The following is a 17170-nucleotide window of genomic DNA, read 5'->3' on the forward strand; positions in this document are numbered from 1 at the left end:
GGCGAGTTTCAAGTGAATATGCACAATTTGCCATATCACCGTTAGTTGGCATAGTTGTAAATACCAGGCGGCAGGACAAGCTGCGAAGCAACTTCCGCTGCCTTTTTTTTGCCAACTAATAGCTCGATAAGTTTAAGTGAAAAGTCAATAGCTGTGGCAGGCCCTTGGCTAGTAAGTAGTTTTACCCGTTCATCATAGTAGACACGACAATCAACGCGTTTGTGACTGGCAATTTTACTTTGTAAAGCCGGATAACCGGTCATATTGCCAATTAGAAATAAATTATGGTGTTCTAGTACGAGTGCCGGCACGGCACAAAGAGCGGCAATGATTTTACCCTGATGATGAGATTGGCGAATTTTTTCAATGATCAGCGGATTATCACGAAACGCCTCCGCGCCTTTTAATCCACCAGGTAATACAATAGCAGCAAAATCCTGTTCAATGATATTGACTAACTGAGTGTCAGCAACAATTTTTACTCCACGTGAGCAAGTTAACACCAATTCGCCATTATCTGCGGTACTTGCAGTTGTTACTGGGATCTCGGCTCTAGTTAACAGATCAATCACTGTTACGGCTTCTATTTCTTCGCTACCATGCGCCAGGCAGACGAGAACGGTTGGTGACATTAGAGTTTCTCTCGGTCTAATTAATGGATAAATAATCGGATTTAGCATGATGTCAGCCATAACTTGCTAACAGCGCCAGCACTAAAGATCGCTATTGTTTTTTATCTGACTGAATCAATTATGCTTTTTGGGAAATTTATTTAACATTAAGTATAGAGCTTTTGCTGATAATAAAAAGTAGTATTATGCTATTTTATGAGTAATAAGGAGGTCATGAAATATGCCATCATTTGATATAGTTTCTGAAATTGACATGCATGAAGTGAGTAATGCCGTTGAAAATGCGCAACGTGAATTGGCTAGTCGTTGGGATTTTCGCAATGTTGAAGCCAGTTTTGAACTCAATGAAAAGAATGAGTCGATTAAAGTAACGAGCGTGTCCGACTTTCAAGTAAACCAATTGGTAGATATTTTACGCGAGAAATTAGCTAAGCGTGGAATAGATGGTGCTGTCTTGAATATACCTGACGATATTGTTCATAGTGGCAGAACTTATAGCCTCGAGGCTTCGTTACTGCAAGGCATTGATTCGGTAATGGCAAAAAAGATCATTAAACTAATTAAAGAAAGTAAATTGAAGGTTCAGGCGCAAATTCAGGGAGAACAAGTGCGAGTGACCGGTAAGTCACGCAATGATTTACAATCTGTGATAGCGCTAGTGTGAGAGGCTGAACTTGGGCAACCTTTTCAATTTACTAATTTTCGTGACTAAATTTATCATTCCTGCTGTATCCTACAGCAGGTAGTGTGTTATTGGTTATTAATAATAGTTTCCAACTGTTGCCGACTGATAATTTTTTTATCTATTTTAATGTAGGCACTAAGCGCTTTAAGATCGAACATCACTTCGCACACACCGGGCTCATTCATTAATTGGCTTTGTAGTAAATTAACATCTTTGATCTGTTGGGGTAAAAGTAAACGAATGCTACTGGTATAAGCAGGTTGATGCATATTTAAGCTAATAAAAAACCAACATGTACAAAGTATCAGTCCAGCCATAAAGACCAAGGAAGCACCATTTAATTGAAAAAACCATCCCCCTAAGATCCCGCCTAAAGCAACGCCTAGAAACTGACTGGTTGAGTAGAGACCCATCGCGGTTCCTTTATATCCGGCAGGCGCTTCTTTACTGATAAGTGAAGGCAATAATGCCTCCATAACATTAAAGGCAATAAAAAATAGCTGAAGACCTAATACGATTAACCAAAATTGTTGTTTGGAAAAACAAAATGTTAATTCAGAGATAAATAAGATGCCAATGCATAATAGAAAAACTTGTTTCATTCGACGCTGCTTTTCAGCATAGATAACAAAAGGTAGCACCGTAATGAAAGCAAGAAGTAAAGTTAGTAAATATATTTTCCAATGTTGATTAGCTGCCAGACCTGAATCGATCATCACTAACGGTAAAGCAACAAAATTTGCCATCAACAACGTATGTAAACAAAAAATGCCAAAATTAAGTTTAACTAGTTGGCGATTATTAATGACTGTTTGTACACTATTTTTTATAAAATGGGTTTCGCGATTAACGCTATGATATCGGCTATCTGGTACGGCAAAGCGAGTTATTAATATCCCGCCAAAGGCAAGTAAGCTTATTCCCCAAAAAAGGCCATGTAAACCGATAGCATGGGTGATAATTGGGCCGAAAACGAGTGCAATAGCAAAAGTGATGCCAAAGCTTATTCCCATAAAAGCCATCGCTTTAGTTCTATTTTGTTCACTAGTCAGATCGGACAGCAACGCCATAATTGCAGCAGAAATAGCCCCTGCGCCTTGTAACGCGCGACCGATAATGATACCCCAGATAGAATCTGTCATCGCGGCAATCACACTACCGGCAATAAAAATGAGTAAGCCGGCGATAATTAATTGCTTACGACCAAATCGGTCGGACATTAAACCAAATGGGATTTGGCAGATAGCCTGACTGATACCATAAATGCCAATAGCCAGACCAAGTAACAATTCATTGGCATCTTTCAGTTCGCGCCCATAGCTGGCTAAGATGGGTAATACCATGAACATGCCTAACATACGTAATGTGAATACCGCCCCTAACCCCCAAGTTGCCTTTAATTCAGTAGGCGTCATTTTACTATCATTCATGGTTTATCTCAGAAATTTTACAAGTGAACATTGTAAAATGGTTTAATCGATTAGTTAATCTATTTGTCGAGTAAGCATTAGCAAGATATAGATAAAAAAGTGGGGAATTCATTCGCATATTGGATGTTTTAACCGTGAAGGTAGTGGCAATTATCTGCCACTATTTAAGATAAATTATTATTTGAGATAGACAAAAATCTGTTCAGCGGTAACAGTTGGATCAATCGACATCATGACACTGAGAGAAGTAATTGCCACGATAGAGAATATAAACAGTTTCCGTGCCCAAAGGCGATCATCATTCTGATTTTTAAAGCCAGAAATTGCCATACCAAGCCACCATAAACTCACCGCGGCGGTAACAATAAGATATTTGTAGCCGGCATAGCCACTAATGGTGAGCATAATGGTTGCTACCATAAAAGCAAGGATATATAAAAAGATATGAGTTTTGGCGACCGAAATTCCTTTAATCACTGGTAATACGGGAATATTGGCGGTTTGATAATCTTTGAAGCGAAAAATAGCAATTGCATAAGAGTGTGGCATTTGCCATAAGCTAAAGATCAATAGCAGAATCAATGCTCCCATATCAAATTGATCAGCAACAGCGCAGTAACCAATAACTGGCGGCGCAGCGCCGGACAAGCTACCTACCAGGGTGCCATAAACCGATTTACGTTTCATATAGAGACTATAAATACCGACATATATGATAAAACCGATAACGGCCAGTAGTGCCGCTAAGGCATTGGTGGCAATATAAAGTAAAGCTATGCCAGCAATACCCAGTAGGGTGGCATAAATTAGGCAAAATTTCGGCGCAATAAGTCCTTTAACTAAAGGTCGATTTTTGGTTCTCTCCATCATTCGGTCGATATCTCGGTCAATATAGTTGTTAAAAACACAACCGGAAGCGATAACCAGAGATACGCCGAGTAATGTGGCAATAAATAGTGGGTAATCTATTATACCTTTAGCTGCGAGCAGAAAGCCGCCAATAACAGAAATTAGATTACCGAAAATAATGCCTGGTTTGGTCACTTGTAGATATTGCTTCATTAGATCCACAACTCTTTAGTCGAGCATCATATTGATGTTCAGGTTATACATTATCCACAGCGAGCCAATAACGATAATGCCTATAATTAGCATTGTGAACAGGAAGGCAACCAGATTCCAACGGTCATCTGAAGAGGTATTCATATGTAAGAAACAGACAAGATGTACCAGAATCTGGCTAATTGCCGTACCAACAACTATCCATAAGATAGTGTCATGGGATGCAGTACTATTCATTACCATCCAAAAGGGGATGACCGTTAAAATGACCGAGAGTATAAAGCCAATTAAATAAGTCTTCATACTGCCGTGGCTAGCACCAGAGTGCGGTGTATTTGTGTAACTCATGCAAGTGCCCCCAGCAGATAAACAACGGTGAATACACAGATCCAAACAACATCTAAGAAATGCCAAAAAAGACTTAAACAACTTAAACGGGTTTGATTGACGGCAGTGAGGCCATGACGTGAGATATGGATTATCATGGTGATGATCCAGGCTAAACCAAAGCTTACATGAATACCGTGAGTACTAACTAACGTAAAGAAAGCGGAAAGGAAAGCGCTGCGATCAGGCCCATAACCTTCAGAAATGAGCTCATGAAATTCGTAAATTTCCATGATAACAAAGCCGAATCCGAATAAAAAAGTAATCAGTAGCCATAATTTCACCAGATTTATTTTCTGCTTATGCATCGCAAGCATGGCAAATCCATAAGTGATGCTACTAAACAATAACAGGAAGGTTTCGACCAAGACAAAATTGAGGTTGAAAATCTCCTTTCCTGTCGGGCCTCCGGCAGTACCATGAACTAGAACAACGTAGGTAGCAAAAAGGCAAGCAAACAGGATCAGATCGCTCATTAAATAGATCCAAAAACCAAATATTTTTGTTGCGCCTATGTCATGATGCCCATGATTTTCATGGGCAATATGTTGATTAGCTATTGAATTAGTTGACATGATGGATACCTGCTTTTTTCAGTTCATCGTAATGCTGTTTTTCAATATGTTTAATTTCTTCTACAGGGACATAATAATCAACATTGTCATCAAAACTTTTACCAATCCAGGTGGCGATAATACCAGCAAAACCAATAATCGCTAGCCACCAAATATGCCAGACCATAGCAAAACCGAAGATTAAACAAAACGCTGAAATAATTATTCCGGCAGCAGTATTTTGTGGCATATGAATGGGTTCATATTTGGTTGGTTGTTGATATGCAATCCCTTTTTCTTTCATATCCCACCAAGCATCACGCGTATCAATTTGTGGTTCTTTCGCGAAGTTATAAAAAGGTGCAGGGGACGATGTTGACCATTCTAATGTACGACCATCCCATGGATCGCCGCTGAAATCGCGATTTTTGTGGCGATCGCGAATACTGACAATTATTTGAATGACTTGGCAGAGAATTCCGATAGCGATAAGCGCAGCACCGAGTGAAGCGACCATCAGCATTGGATGATATTGTGGATCAATATTTTGACTTAAACGACGAGTCATTCCCATAAAGCCCAGTATATAAAGTGGCATAAAGGCAATAAAGAAACCACTGATCCAAAACCAAAAAGCACGAACGCCCCATTTTTCATTTAATGTAAAGCCAAATGCTTTCGGGAACCAGTAGGTCATACCAGCAAAGCAACCAAAGACCACTCCACCGATAATGACATTATGGAAATGGGCAATCAGAAATAAACTATTGTGCAGCACAAAATTTGCACCGGGAACGGCCAATAGTACGCCAGTCATCCCACCAATCGAAAAGGTAACAATAAAACCAATCGTCCAGAGCATTGGTGTTTTAAATTCGATACGGCCATGGTACATGGTAAATAACCAATTGAATATTTTTACTCCAGTTGGAATAGCAATAATCATGGTAGCTATACCGAAGAAGGCATTGACATTTGCCCCACCTCCCATGGTAAAGAAGTGATGTAACCAGACGACAAACGACATTACAGTAATAACAATGGTCGCCCAGACCAGAGACGTATAACCAAATAAACGTTTTTTACAGAATGTCGCTGTGACTTCCGAAAATACGCCAAAAACAGGTAACACTAATATATAAACTTCAGGATGTCCCCAAGCCCAGACCAAATTGATATACATCATCATATTGCCGCCCATATCATTAGTGAAGAAATGGGTGCCTAAATATCGGTCAAGTGTGAGTAGTGCGATAGTAACGGTTAGGATAGGAAATGCTGCAATAATCAGTAGATTAGTACAAAGCGCTGTCCAAGTAAAAACAGGCATTTTCATCATTGACATACCAGGCGCCCGCATCCGTAGAATGGTGGCAAAAAAGTTTATTCCGGTTAGGGTGGTGCCAATGCCTGATATTTGTAAACTCCATATCCAATAATCTACCCCGACACCAGGATTGTATTCTTTACCTGACAATGGGGGATAAGCTAGCCAACCGGTCTGCGCAAATTCCCCGACACCTAATGATAGGTTAATCAAGATAACACCAACGACAAATAACCAAAGACTGAGAGAATTTAAAAACGGAAAGGCTACATCGCGAGCACCAATTTGCAATGGCACAACTAAATTCATTAAGCCAACCACGAAAGGTGTTGCCATGAAAAAAATCATGATCACACCGTGAGCGGTAAAGATTTGATCATAATGATGAGGAGGTAAAAAACCGGCCTCGCCGGCTGACGCTAATGCTTGTTGACCTCGCATCATTATGGCATCAGCAAAACCGCGTAGTAGCATTACCATGGCAACGATAATATACATAATGCCAATTTTTTTATGATCTACACTAGTTAGCCATTCGCTCCACAGCCACTTCCATTTACCAAAATAGGTGATAACGCCTAAAATAGCTATGCCAGCTAATAAAATACAGATCACAGTGATGACAATAATTGGCTCGTGAATAGGGATTGCATCGAGCGTTAATTTACCCAACATACTATTTATTCCTTAGCATCGACATGAGCAGAGTGGTTCATATGCATTATTTGATTGCCAGACATTTCATGTTCGGTTTTGTTAGCATGATTGATATGATGTTCATGGCCGAATTTTAATATCAGTTCTTCATAGAGATTTGGTTTCACGCTTGAAAAATAGGTAACAGGGACATTGTGGCTAGGTTTAGCTAATTGATTAAATGTAGCCATGCTATCTAGCGTTTTGGTAGATGTTTTTACTTTTTGCACCCATTTATCAAAGCTTGCCGTATCAGGTGTTGCAATTACATTAAATTTCATGTCTGAAAATCCGTGACCGCTATAACTTGATGAGAAGCCTTTATAGGTACCAGGTTCATTAGCGATTAAGTGAAGCTTCGTTTGCATACCAGCCATCGCATAAATTTGACCACCAAGTGCAGGGATAAAGAAAGAATTCATCACTGACTCGGCTGTCACTTTAAAGTTAATTGGCACACCGACAGGAATGGCGATTTCATTAACGGTAGCGATATTTTCTTCTGGATAGACAAACACCCATTTCCAATCGGTAGAAATGACCTGAATGGTAATCGGTTTTTTATCGCTTTCTAATGGTTTATAAGGATCCAGTTGATGCGTTGTTTTCCAGGTTATCACGGCAAGAATGATGATGATGATGATAGGAACTGTCCAGCAAACTAACTCAATTTTATTTGAATGTGCCCAATCTGGCCGGTAGGTTGCTTGTTTATTGCTTGCTCGATATTTTCTGGCGAAGATAATTGCCATAAAAATGACTGGAATGACAACAATTAACATTAAACCAAGCGCAGTCAGTATCAGTCTTTTTTGTTCAACACCAATGGCGCCCTTGGGATCCATTAATACCATATCGCAACCAGTTAGCAGGAAAACAATAGCAAGCAGTGAGATGACTCCAATACTTCCTTTATATTTTATAAGTCTCATTTAGCGACCCCAAATGACAAAGATGGTTATTGTCGTTTTGTTCAGTGTGGGTATTTTACGGTAAGGTTATATTAGTGTAAACAATTGTAAGGCGCACAAATATAATTGTTATTACTTTCTGTTAAAGTGATCACAAGTAAAATTGAATTCATTATAGAACTGTTTAAATGATTATTTTTTGGTTCACAATTATTTACATTAAATAATTTTATTATTAATAAAAAGAAGCAGATAAAAGGAAATCAAAATGTGATTTTATAGATCGAAAATTAATTATTATGCTAAATAATAGTTAGTTTTAAATATTTATTATTTAGCATTAGTTAAAAAATGGTATTTATTTTCAAATAAGCTGGCTTTACGTTAGCTTACGTGATTAAAAATTATATTTGATGGTATAAATGATCCCATCGTGATAAAAATCATCACCAAGTTTGTTATCAGCATAGCGATATTGAATACCTGCAGATAAGGTTTCAAAAGGTGTCCACCATAAGGCTATCGCACCGTTAATACCTTCTTTGCCGCCATTGCCATAGCCTTTTGCGCGATTAAATTCCATCTCATGCCAATTAGTGATAGAAAAGTTTTGTGACCATAATTGAAAACTATAGCCGGCAACCCAACCAATGACATAGCCATTGTTGCCAGGATAGAAAATTTGATCAACATAATGTAAGGCTAAGAAGGGTTTTAGCCAAAAATCGCCTAGTGAGAAATTGTAGCCAAAACCATAAAGTGTATTAATTTCGTGGAAATTACCACCGTATTTATAACCGGGTAAAGACCAAATACCATAAAGATGCCCATAGAGATTAAAGCCACTGTCACCTAAGTAGAAACGACCGGTTGTTTTAACGGCGTAGCGTTGGTTTTTGCTGGGCTCTGTTTTACGTTGATGAAATGGATTTTCAACATCAAAGAAACCATAGAGTTCACCCCAATTAAAGTTAGCGCCTCCTTCCAGTTCAAGATAGACAAAATCTTTTTTACCGGTAGTGTGAGCCGATTTATTTTCTGCTCGTTGTGACCAGTTAAAATAATTTAGACTGATATTAGCGAAACCATTTTGATAACCAAGGGAATTTTCTGTTGTAGTACTAGCCATGGTAAACGGAGTTAGCGACGTCAATATCGCAATAGGTAAAAACTTTTTACTCATAAAATTTGTTAACTTAATTTTAAATAAATTTAAACGTATTTTAATATAATGAAATGCGAAAGTGAAAGCTGCGAGATGATAGAGTTTGTTTTTGTAAATAGAAATCTGATCTTTTGCATACAGTGATAAAGATCACTCTGTATCAATGATTATTTTATAGCAGTCAATAACAAATCATTAATATAAATATTTTGTAATATAACTATTTGTATTTTATATATATTCTAATGGCTATTGTGGCATTGTTTTGGTATGCCTGTTTTACGTATCGCCAGATAATCCAGGGTTCCGCCTAAAATAAAACCAACAGTCCCAATTATGATACTTAAATTAATCAGTTGATCTTTATAAATTAACATTTTAAACCATAGTTCAATCGGTTGTGTAAATAAATTGATCTTGCCTGCCGAAAAATAACTTAAAATTGTTATTATTAACCAAAATATAAATATACCTGCTGAGACGGCAAGACACACAATAGCTAATTTATAGGATTGCTTAAAATAAGTCCGACGCATAAATTTGCCGGTTTGTTGGATATAAGATAACGATTGTTTGCATATCAATATTAAAAAAATACTCGGTAATGAAATAACGACAGAAATAAGATAAAAAGTGGGCCAATCATATTTGCTCACTAGCGCGCTTGCCATGGGCCCAACATAGACCCGCCCAATAGCCGATAAGGCCGATAGTAAAGCAAATTGAGTTGCAGAAAGCGAATGATTGCAAAGCGTCATTAGTAGTGCGACAAAAGCGGCAGTGCCCATGCCAGAAAAGATATTTTCAATAAAGATAACGCCGCTGGTGGTATGAATATTGGCGGGAGTTACTGCCAGAAACCAATAACCAAAATTAGAAATAGTCTGTAAAATACCGAAAATAAGTAAGGCTTTAAATAACGACATTTTTTGCATAATATAGCCACCATATAAAGCGCCAAGAATAGTTGCAAATAGCCCAAAAGTTTTATTAATGGTGCCAACTTCAGCCAGCGAAAAGCCAAGTTTATTTAATAGGAAATTGGTACTCAGTGCCATAACAAATGCATCACCCATTTTATAAAAAATGATCAATAACAAGGTGATCCAGGCATTATTACGACTAAAAAATTCGACAAAGGGTTCATAGATAGCTTCATACAGTGTTTTGGGTGGTGGCGATTTTATTAGTGGTTCTTTAGCGGACAGTGTTGCATAGACACCAATTAGCATTAGGCTGGCCATCAGTAGATAGAGTTGCTGCCAAGTAACAAAATGGTCGACCAACCATAAAGCTAATCCGCCTGAAACCAACATACTAATACGATAACCCATAACGGATATTGCCGCGCCGGCGCCGCGCTCTTCTGTTGACAATAAATCGGTTTTATAAGCATCAAAAACAATATCTTGTGAGGCGGAACAGAAAGCGACCAGCACCGCAGCAGCTGCCAACCACCAAAGATGCTCTTTGGGATCGATAAATCCCATCGCCGCAATGCTGATAATCAGTAAAATCTGAGTGGTTAATAACCAACCACGCCGGCGACCTAGCCAGGGCAGGGTGTAGCGATCCATTAATGGTGACCAAAGAAACTTTAATACATAAGCCTGGCCGACTAATGAAAAAACCCGATCGTTTTAATATCAATATTTTCGACGGTTAACAAGGCTTGCAAAGTACTTGCGGTAAGTGCCAGCGGTAACCCTGACACAAAACCTAGCAAAAGCAGCACTCGGGAACGATGTTGGGTAAAAACGGTCAGGTAGTTTTTTTTCATAGTCGTCCTGTTGCTCTGTTATTGTCAGACTGAGCTATTGCTGGCAGCACTCTCACTTAACACGCTGAAAAATTCATTGTGCGTTTTGTTTTATAAACTGGCTTGTTTCAGGATCATTAGCCATATCAGCAATAATGTCGGTTAACGCTTTATTGAGAGCAGAAGCAATTTTTTCGTTACTAGCATCAAGAGGCCCTTGCTCATTATAGCTACGCGTATAGGTACGTGTACCGGTTGACCCATTAGATGCCATAGCTACGACACTAATCGCAACATCGACAGTGATATTATGACGTAAGCTGCCTTCTTGTACATCGGCATACAGCTTATTTAGCGCAATTTGTAAATTAATATTAGCCGGTGCACTAACCGTATAACCTCTGGCGATCATCTGTTTTTCTAATGCTTCTTGTAAAAGATAGCGTAAATCGCGAGAGGGTTTTAATACCGCTAGTGCTGCATTACGATTAACTTCGGCAAGTGCCGTTGAGCTTCTTTTATCAATGCTAGTAATATTTATTGAAACTGCTCTTATGGTTGGATCTTGAGTTGGCAGGGTAATATTTGGCTCGATAGACAGGGTGTTACTTGGGGCAACACATCCTATTAAACTCAATGAGATTAACAGAGCAATGATTAGATGAAAGGTATTTTTTAACATGTTTTCTCAACCTATTTTGGTATTACTTGATTTAATCGTTACCATACTTTGGTATTTTACTGTTAGTATGCCAGAAAGTTATCGGCATTTGGTGAAGAAACCTACTAAAAAATTGGTCTGGATTATGCTTTAATCGTAATTTAGTAATATCTAATCCTATTTCTAACCGATATTGGATAAATCGTAGTGAGTCATAATAAAAAACAGATTAATCATTTTTGCTGGCATGTATATTTACTTAGTAAATTAAGTCGAAAGAGTCTATTAATATGGTAACTAAACTTATGCAAACCATGTGTAAGCAAATTGAAGAAAAACTGGAATACGCTTTTTCGCCGGTATATTTGATGGTATTAGATGAAAGTAATCAACATAATGTTCCGCCAGGTAAGGAAAGTCACTTTAAAGTTATTTTAGTGACAGAAAAATTTGCAGCACAAAGGATGGTTGCTCGTCACCGAGCTGTTTATCAATTATTAGCAGATGAATTATCTAATAGTGTTCATGCATTGGCATTACATACTTATACTCCAACTGAGTGGCAACAGCGCCAACAGCAGGCTTTTTCTTCACCAGCTTGCCGTGGTGGAGAGTAGGTCAATCGAGGTTAAGAAATAGATAATTTGCTGACTTAACCAAATATTATTTAGCAGTAATTGCTGGTATAAAATATTTTTATCGTTATATCTTATACCGTGTTAGTCATATCAATTTTGCTACAAAAGCCAGTATTTAGAACGTTTACTATTTATTATTCACCTTTGCTCGACTCACCCCATATGCATCTGTATAATGTCGCGTCTAATTTTCTATAAGGTTTCGGAACGCTTCTACTTAACAGGGAGCCTCAAAAAATAGAGGGTAAACCCGGGTTTGGGGAGCAGTATGTTATTAGGAGATGTCTGATAACATTCACTCTGGAGTTGTCCGAGTACTAAGATTCTTTTGAGGTAACAAGATGCAAGTTTCTGTTGAAACAACTCAAGGCCTGGGGCGTCGTGTAACAATTACCGTTCCTAATGCTGATATTGAAAAAGCGGTGAATAGTGAATTAATTAATGTGTCAAAAAAAGTGCGCATTGATGGTTTTCGTAAAGGCAAAGTGCTAATGAATATCGTTAAACAACGTTATGGTACTTCTGTATTGCAGGACGTGCTGGGCGATATAATGCAGCGTAATTTTGTCAGTGCAATCATAGAACAAAAAATTAATCCAGCTGGGGCACCAAAATATCAACCTGAACAATTTAAAACGGGTGAAGATTTTACTTATACCGTTGAATTCGAAGTCTATCCAGAAATTGAGTTAAAGGGTTTAGAAAATATCAAGGTTGAAAAACCTATTGTTGCGGTAAAAGATGAAGATGTTGACACCATGCTGGAAACATTACGCAAGCAACAAGCTACTTGGCAAGAGATAAAAGAAAAAGTTGCTGCAGATTCGCGAGTGACTATCGATTTTAAAGGCACAATTGATGGTGAAGTGTTCGAAGGTGGTAATGCGAACGATTTTGTGCTGGTAATGGGTGAAGGTCGTATGATACCTGGTTTTGAAGATGGTATTATGGGTCATCAGGAAGGTGAAGAATTTACTATCGATGTCAATTTTCCAGCCGATTATCACGCAGAAAATTTAAAAGGTAAAGCGGCTAACTTTGCTATCACTTTGAAGAAAGTGGAACAACGTGTATTACCAGAACTGACTGAAGAATTTATCAAACAATTTGGTGTTCCTGACGGTTCGATGGAGAGTTTACGTGCAGAAGTACGCAAAAATATGGAACGTGAACTAAAAACAGCTGTTCGTAATCGAATTAAGACGCAAGTACTTGATGGTTTAGTTAAGGAAAACGAAATTGAGGTGCCTATTGCTGTTGTTGACAGTGAAATAAATGTACTACGTCGACAAGCTGCACAACGTTTTGGTGGCAACGAAAAACAAGCGTTAGAATTACCACGTGAAATATTTGAAGAGCAAGCTAAACATCGTGTTATTGTTGGTTTATTATTAGGTGAAGTTATCAATAAAAACTCGCTAACTGCAGATGATGTTCGTGTAAAGTCACTGATTGAAGAGATGGCTTCAGCTTATGAAGATCCCTCTGAAGTGATCGAATACTATAGCAAAAATAAAGAGTTAATGGATAGTGTCCGTAATTTGGCGCTAGAAGAACAAGCCATTGAAATATTATTAGAAAAAGCGGAAGTAACAGATAAAGAAACTCAATTCCAAGAGTTAATGAATCAAGCTCAGATGAGGTAATTGCTGAGTAGTGAAATGCTATTATCTGGTTTTGTGAAAACCCGTGGTTTTATGCTACGGGTTTTTTATCGTTAAAAAACTTTTCTTTTTTCTTGAAAAAAGAAAAGAATAACCCCAAATAATTTTCTATATTGTTGTATGACTTTCTTCATAAGGGCGAATATCCCTTTATGAATAATGGTTAAGTTTGTAATTATAGTCATTCTTATTTATCTCGAGTAGAATTAGATAGATTGGGCACCATAAAGCGTTTAATTAGCAACTGTCTTGAACGTTAAAATTATGGAGAAACGTGATGGTACGACTCATTCCATTCTTCGTTCTTTCTGAGCATCGCGTTCAGGATAGTCAGCAGCTTGCGCATACAGGCGACCAGCGCCACTTTTTTGGCTTTTCCCGCTGCAAGCAGACGCATGTAAAAGGCTTTTATCACCGGATTAAAGCGAGTTGCTCCAAGCGCGGCCATATAAAGTGCTGTTCGGACTCCGTCCCTTCCGCCAAATATGGTTCGCCGACCACGCATGGTACCCGAGTCCCGGTTTATGGGGGCAACGCCTACAAGCGCGCTAATAGCTCGCCTCGAGAGGCTGCCCAGTTCGGGAAGCTCCGCCAACAACGCAGCAACTGTCATGGTACCAACCCCTTTAATGCTGCTCAGCCTAGCGGCCAGATCCTTAAAGTGGTTCCTTATGTGGTTGTTCATATCCTCATCGATTCTGGCAAGTTCATCTTCCAGCGCCTTGATGATGATGCTTTTTCTATTCTGTGGATGTGCGGTATACAGCCTATTACGTTCTGCCACCAACATTGTAATCAACTGGCGTCTGCGTACGACCATCGCAGCAAGAACCTGACGTTCTGCATTTGGCAGAGTCCGGATAAAGCGCTCTCGCTCCGGATGTCGATTAATAACCTCTGCCATTTGTGCAAGCACTTTGGCATCAATACGGTCAGTTTTTGCCAGATAGCCCATAGCGCGGGCAAAGTCTCGGGATTGTCTGGGATTGATCACAGTGACGTCAAAGCCTTCAGCCTGGAGCGAGCAGGCCACAGTAGCTTCAAGCCCGCCAGTTGCCTCCATCAGAACCAACACCACCGAATGCTTTCTCAATTCGGCGATAATGGCATCAAAACCGTCAGAGTCATTACTGACCGTAAACTGTGCAATATCACAGCTGGCTGCTATGTCCAGCGTTGCTTTAGAAACATCAATACCCACACAAAGTGGATTTGGCTGACTCATGATTACCCATCCTTGCAAATGCGTTATGGAGTACGGACAACTGTTCGGGTTTCAGATGAGTGGCTCAGTGTATGCGCCGGTCGCTAATTAACGGGCTTAAAACCCTAGGAGGAATCGGGCTGCATGCACCTTGCCAAATCTAATCGTAACTATTTTAAACCGTTTTCAAGATACAAGGAGATGGAAATGTCATATCATAACAATCAAGATCAACTTGCGCCGCATATGGCATTGGTGCCAATGGTAATCGAGCAGACTTCACGCGGTGAACGTTCTTATGATATTTATTCGCGCCTACTTAAAGAAAGAATTATTTTTTTAACAGGTCAGGTCGAAGATCACATGGCAAATTTAGTGGTTGCTCAAATGCTGTTTTTAGAAGCTGAAAACCCTGATAAAGACATTCATCTTTATATTAATTCACCGGGTGGCGTCATTACGGCAGGTATGTCAATTTATGACACGATGCAATTTATTAAACCTGACGTTAGTACAATTTGTATGGGGCAAGCGTGTTCGATGGGCGCTTTTTTGCTTACCGCCGGTACTAAAGGAAAACGTTATTGTTTGCCCAATTCTCGTGTCATGATCCACCAACCTTTAGGCGGATTTCAAGGACAAGCGTCGGATATCGAAATTCACGCCAAAGAAATTTTAAAAATTAAATCGCGTATGAATGAATTAATGGCTAAACATACGGGTAAAAAAATAAAAGAGATTGAGAACGATACCGAACGGGATCGTTTTTTATCTGCAGAGGAAGCAGTTAGTTATGGTTTGGTAGATAAAATTTATACTAATCGTAATTAATTTACATAAATGTATGGCATGCCTGATATAGTTATATACATGATTAATTAGTAACAGTTTTCTGTTACCCTCTTTGTTGAAATTAGGGTGATGGTTAAAAAAGTGAGGTTATCTGAATGACAGATAAACGCAAAGAGAGTTCAGGAAAGTTGCTGTACTGCTCCTTCTGCGGAAAAAGCCAGCATGAAGTTCGTAAGTTAATTGCTGGTCCGTCAGTTTATATCTGTGATGAGTGTGTTGAGCTCTGTAACGATATTATTCGAGAAGAAGTTAAAGAGATTGCACCACATCGTGAGCGCAGCGCATTACCGACACCCCATGAAATTCGTTATCATCTTGATGATTATGTTATTGGCCAGGAAAATGCCAAGAAAGTATTGGCGGTAGCCGTTTATAACCATTATAAACGCCTACGTAATATTTCTAACGAAGGGATGAATGGTGAAGGGGTAGAGCTAGGTAAAAGTAATATTTTGCTTATTGGGCCGACGGGCAGTGGTAAGACACTATTGGCTGAAACTTTGGCTCGTTACCTGGATGTACCATTTACCATGGCTGATGCGACAACATTAACGGAAGCGGGTTATGTTGGAGAAGATGTAGAAAATATTATTCAGAAACTTCTACAAAAATGCGACTATGATGTAGAGAAAGCACAGCGTGGTATCGTCTATATTGACGAAATTGATAAAATATCGCGTAAATCTGACAACCCGTCAATTACACGCGATGTTTCAGGTGAAGGCGTTCAGCAAGCTTTACTTAAACTTATTGAAGGTACAATTGCAGCAGTGCCCCCTCAAGGAGGCCGTAAACATCCACAACAGGAATTTTTGCAAGTCGATACTTCTAAAATTCTATTTATTTGTGGTGGTGCATTCGCAGGTCTTGATAAAGTGATTGGCCAACGGTTAAATACACGTTCAGGTATTGGTTTCTCTGCTGAGGTCAAAAGCGAATCCGAGCGAGCGACTGAAGGTGAGTTACTTTCTCAAGTGGAACCAGAAGATTTAATTAAGTTTGGTTTGATTCCTGAATTTATTGGTCGTTTACCTGTCGTAGCTACTTTAGGCGAATTAAGTGAAGAAGCATTAATTCAGATTCTGAAAGAGCCTAAAAATGCGCTGACTAAACAATATCAAGCACTTTTTGAACTTGAAGGCGTTAATCTTGAGTTTCGTGAAGAAGCATTGAAAACAATTGCAAAAAAAGCCATGTCGAGGAAAACCGGAGCACGTGGTTTACGTTCTATTGTGGAAGGCGCTTTGCTAGAAACTATGTATGATTTGCCATCAATGGAGCATGTTGAGAAGGTAGTGATTGATGAAATGGTGGTTGCCGGTCAATCAGAACCTTTAGTGATTTATAGTCAACCTGATATACAAGCATCAGGTGAAAAATAAATCTTAATGCTTTTCTTAGTTGAATTGTGTAATGCAAAATGAGGGTTTTCCCCTCATATTGTGTTTAATACCGAATCAGGCTATTGAATATCAAAATTTTGTCCCCATGTAACTCTATATTTAAACTGAGGTTTCTCAAAACTTTTAAGGAAACCCTAAAA

At 38.9% G+C, this 17170-nt stretch carries 15 protein-coding genes and 1 pseudogene; 5 read left to right on the plus strand and 11 right to left on the minus strand.

What is annotated here, in order from left to right; all coding sequences use genetic code 11:
- Positions 1 to 41: 41 nt before the first annotated feature.
- A complete protein-coding gene (yajL, locus tag AACL31_RS09550) occupies positions 42 to 632 on the minus strand; it encodes a protein deglycase YajL (RefSeq protein WP_339054001.1) in 591 nt (196 codons plus the stop codon).
- A 220-nt stretch (positions 633 to 852) separates the two neighbouring features.
- On the opposite strand from yajL, the gene AACL31_RS09555 reads away from it, so the two are divergent.
- A complete protein-coding gene (locus AACL31_RS09555) occupies positions 853 to 1296 on the plus strand; it encodes a YajQ family cyclic di-GMP-binding protein (protein WP_310511496.1) in 444 nt (147 codons plus the stop codon).
- An 86-nt stretch (positions 1297 to 1382) separates the two neighbouring features.
- On the opposite strand, the gene AACL31_RS09560 is transcribed toward AACL31_RS09555, so the two are convergent.
- The 9 genes and pseudogenes from AACL31_RS09560 to AACL31_RS09600 all read right to left on the minus strand — a co-directional run bounded on the left by AACL31_RS09560 (position 1383) and on the right by AACL31_RS09600 (position 11290).
- A complete protein-coding gene (locus AACL31_RS09560; RefSeq protein WP_310511497.1) occupies positions 1383 to 2747 on the minus strand; it encodes an MFS transporter in 1365 nt (454 codons plus the stop codon).
- 177 nt (positions 2748 to 2924) lie between these two features.
- Positions 2925 to 3809, minus strand: a complete 885-nt coding sequence (gene cyoE, locus AACL31_RS09565) for a heme o synthase (RefSeq protein ID WP_310511498.1) — start codon at positions 3807 to 3809, stop codon at positions 2925 to 2927.
- Between the two features lie 15 nt (positions 3810 to 3824).
- On the minus strand, positions 3825 to 4157 hold the full coding sequence (locus tag AACL31_RS09570) for a cytochrome o ubiquinol oxidase subunit IV (RefSeq protein WP_310511499.1): 333 nt from the start codon (positions 4155 to 4157) through the stop codon (positions 3825 to 3827).
- Entirely contained in the window at positions 4154 to 4771 is a 618-nt protein-coding gene (locus tag AACL31_RS09575) for a cytochrome o ubiquinol oxidase subunit III (protein WP_310511500.1), read from the minus strand. Before AACL31_RS09575 ends, AACL31_RS09570 begins: the two co-directional genes overlap by 4 nt.
- Positions 4761 to 6752, minus strand: a complete 1992-nt coding sequence (gene cyoB, locus AACL31_RS09580) for a cytochrome o ubiquinol oxidase subunit I (RefSeq protein ID WP_310511501.1) — start codon at positions 6750 to 6752, stop codon at positions 4761 to 4763. The genes AACL31_RS09575 and cyoB overlap by 11 nt, the downstream gene beginning before the upstream one ends.
- Before the next feature lie 5 nt (positions 6753 to 6757).
- The gene (gene cyoA / locus AACL31_RS09585; RefSeq protein ID WP_310510295.1) at positions 6758 to 7705 is read right to left on the minus strand and encodes a cytochrome o ubiquinol oxidase subunit II; all 948 of its coding nucleotides are present in this window, start codon (positions 7703 to 7705) and stop codon (positions 6758 to 6760) included.
- 376 nt (positions 7706 to 8081) lie between these two features.
- Positions 8082 to 8813: an outer membrane protein OmpK gene (locus AACL31_RS09590; protein ID WP_339054002.1), complete on the minus strand. Its 732-nt coding sequence runs from the start codon at positions 8811 to 8813 to the stop codon at positions 8082 to 8084.
- A 278-nt stretch (positions 8814 to 9091) separates the two neighbouring features.
- Positions 9092 to 10629: pseudogene (locus tag AACL31_RS09595) on the minus strand (AmpG family muropeptide MFS transporter).
- Positions 10630 to 10702: 73 nt separating this feature from the next.
- Positions 10703 to 11290: a YajG family lipoprotein gene (locus tag AACL31_RS09600; RefSeq protein ID WP_310511503.1), complete on the minus strand. Its 588-nt coding sequence runs from the start codon at positions 11288 to 11290 to the stop codon at positions 10703 to 10705.
- Between the two features lie 293 nt (positions 11291 to 11583).
- Here AACL31_RS09600 and bolA point away from each other — a divergent pair, with 293 nt between their 5' ends.
- Together bolA and tig are read left to right on the plus strand one after the other, a co-directional pair.
- On the plus strand, positions 11584 to 11886 hold the full coding sequence (bolA, locus tag AACL31_RS09605; RefSeq protein WP_310511508.1) for a transcriptional regulator BolA: 303 nt from the start codon (positions 11584 to 11586) through the stop codon (positions 11884 to 11886).
- A 362-nt stretch (positions 11887 to 12248) separates the two neighbouring features.
- A complete protein-coding gene (gene tig / locus AACL31_RS09610; protein WP_310511504.1) occupies positions 12249 to 13553 on the plus strand; it encodes a trigger factor in 1305 nt (434 codons plus the stop codon).
- Between the two features lie 280 nt (positions 13554 to 13833).
- Here the strand turns inward: tig and AACL31_RS09615 are convergent, their stop codons facing one another.
- Complete coding sequence (locus AACL31_RS09615; RefSeq protein ID WP_339053949.1) at positions 13834 to 14796, minus strand: IS110 family transposase; 963 nt, start codon at positions 14794 to 14796, stop codon at positions 13834 to 13836.
- Positions 14797 to 14982: 186 nt separating this feature from the next.
- On the opposite strand from AACL31_RS09615, the gene clpP reads away from it, so the two are divergent.
- Positions 14983 to 15606, plus strand: coding sequence for an ATP-dependent Clp endopeptidase proteolytic subunit ClpP (gene clpP / locus AACL31_RS09620; protein WP_310512948.1), 624 nt, complete (start codon positions 14983 to 14985; stop codon positions 15604 to 15606).
- A gap of 116 nt (positions 15607 to 15722) precedes the next feature.
- Complete coding sequence (clpX, locus tag AACL31_RS09625) at positions 15723 to 17009, plus strand: ATP-dependent protease ATP-binding subunit ClpX (protein ID WP_310512947.1); 1287 nt, start codon at positions 15723 to 15725, stop codon at positions 17007 to 17009.
- The last annotated feature ends 161 nt before the right edge of the window (positions 17010 to 17170 follow it).

The organism is Arsenophonus endosymbiont of Crataerina pallida, assembly GCF_964020125.1.
Lineage (GTDB): Bacteria > Pseudomonadota > Gammaproteobacteria > Enterobacterales > Enterobacteriaceae > Arsenophonus > Arsenophonus nilaparvatae.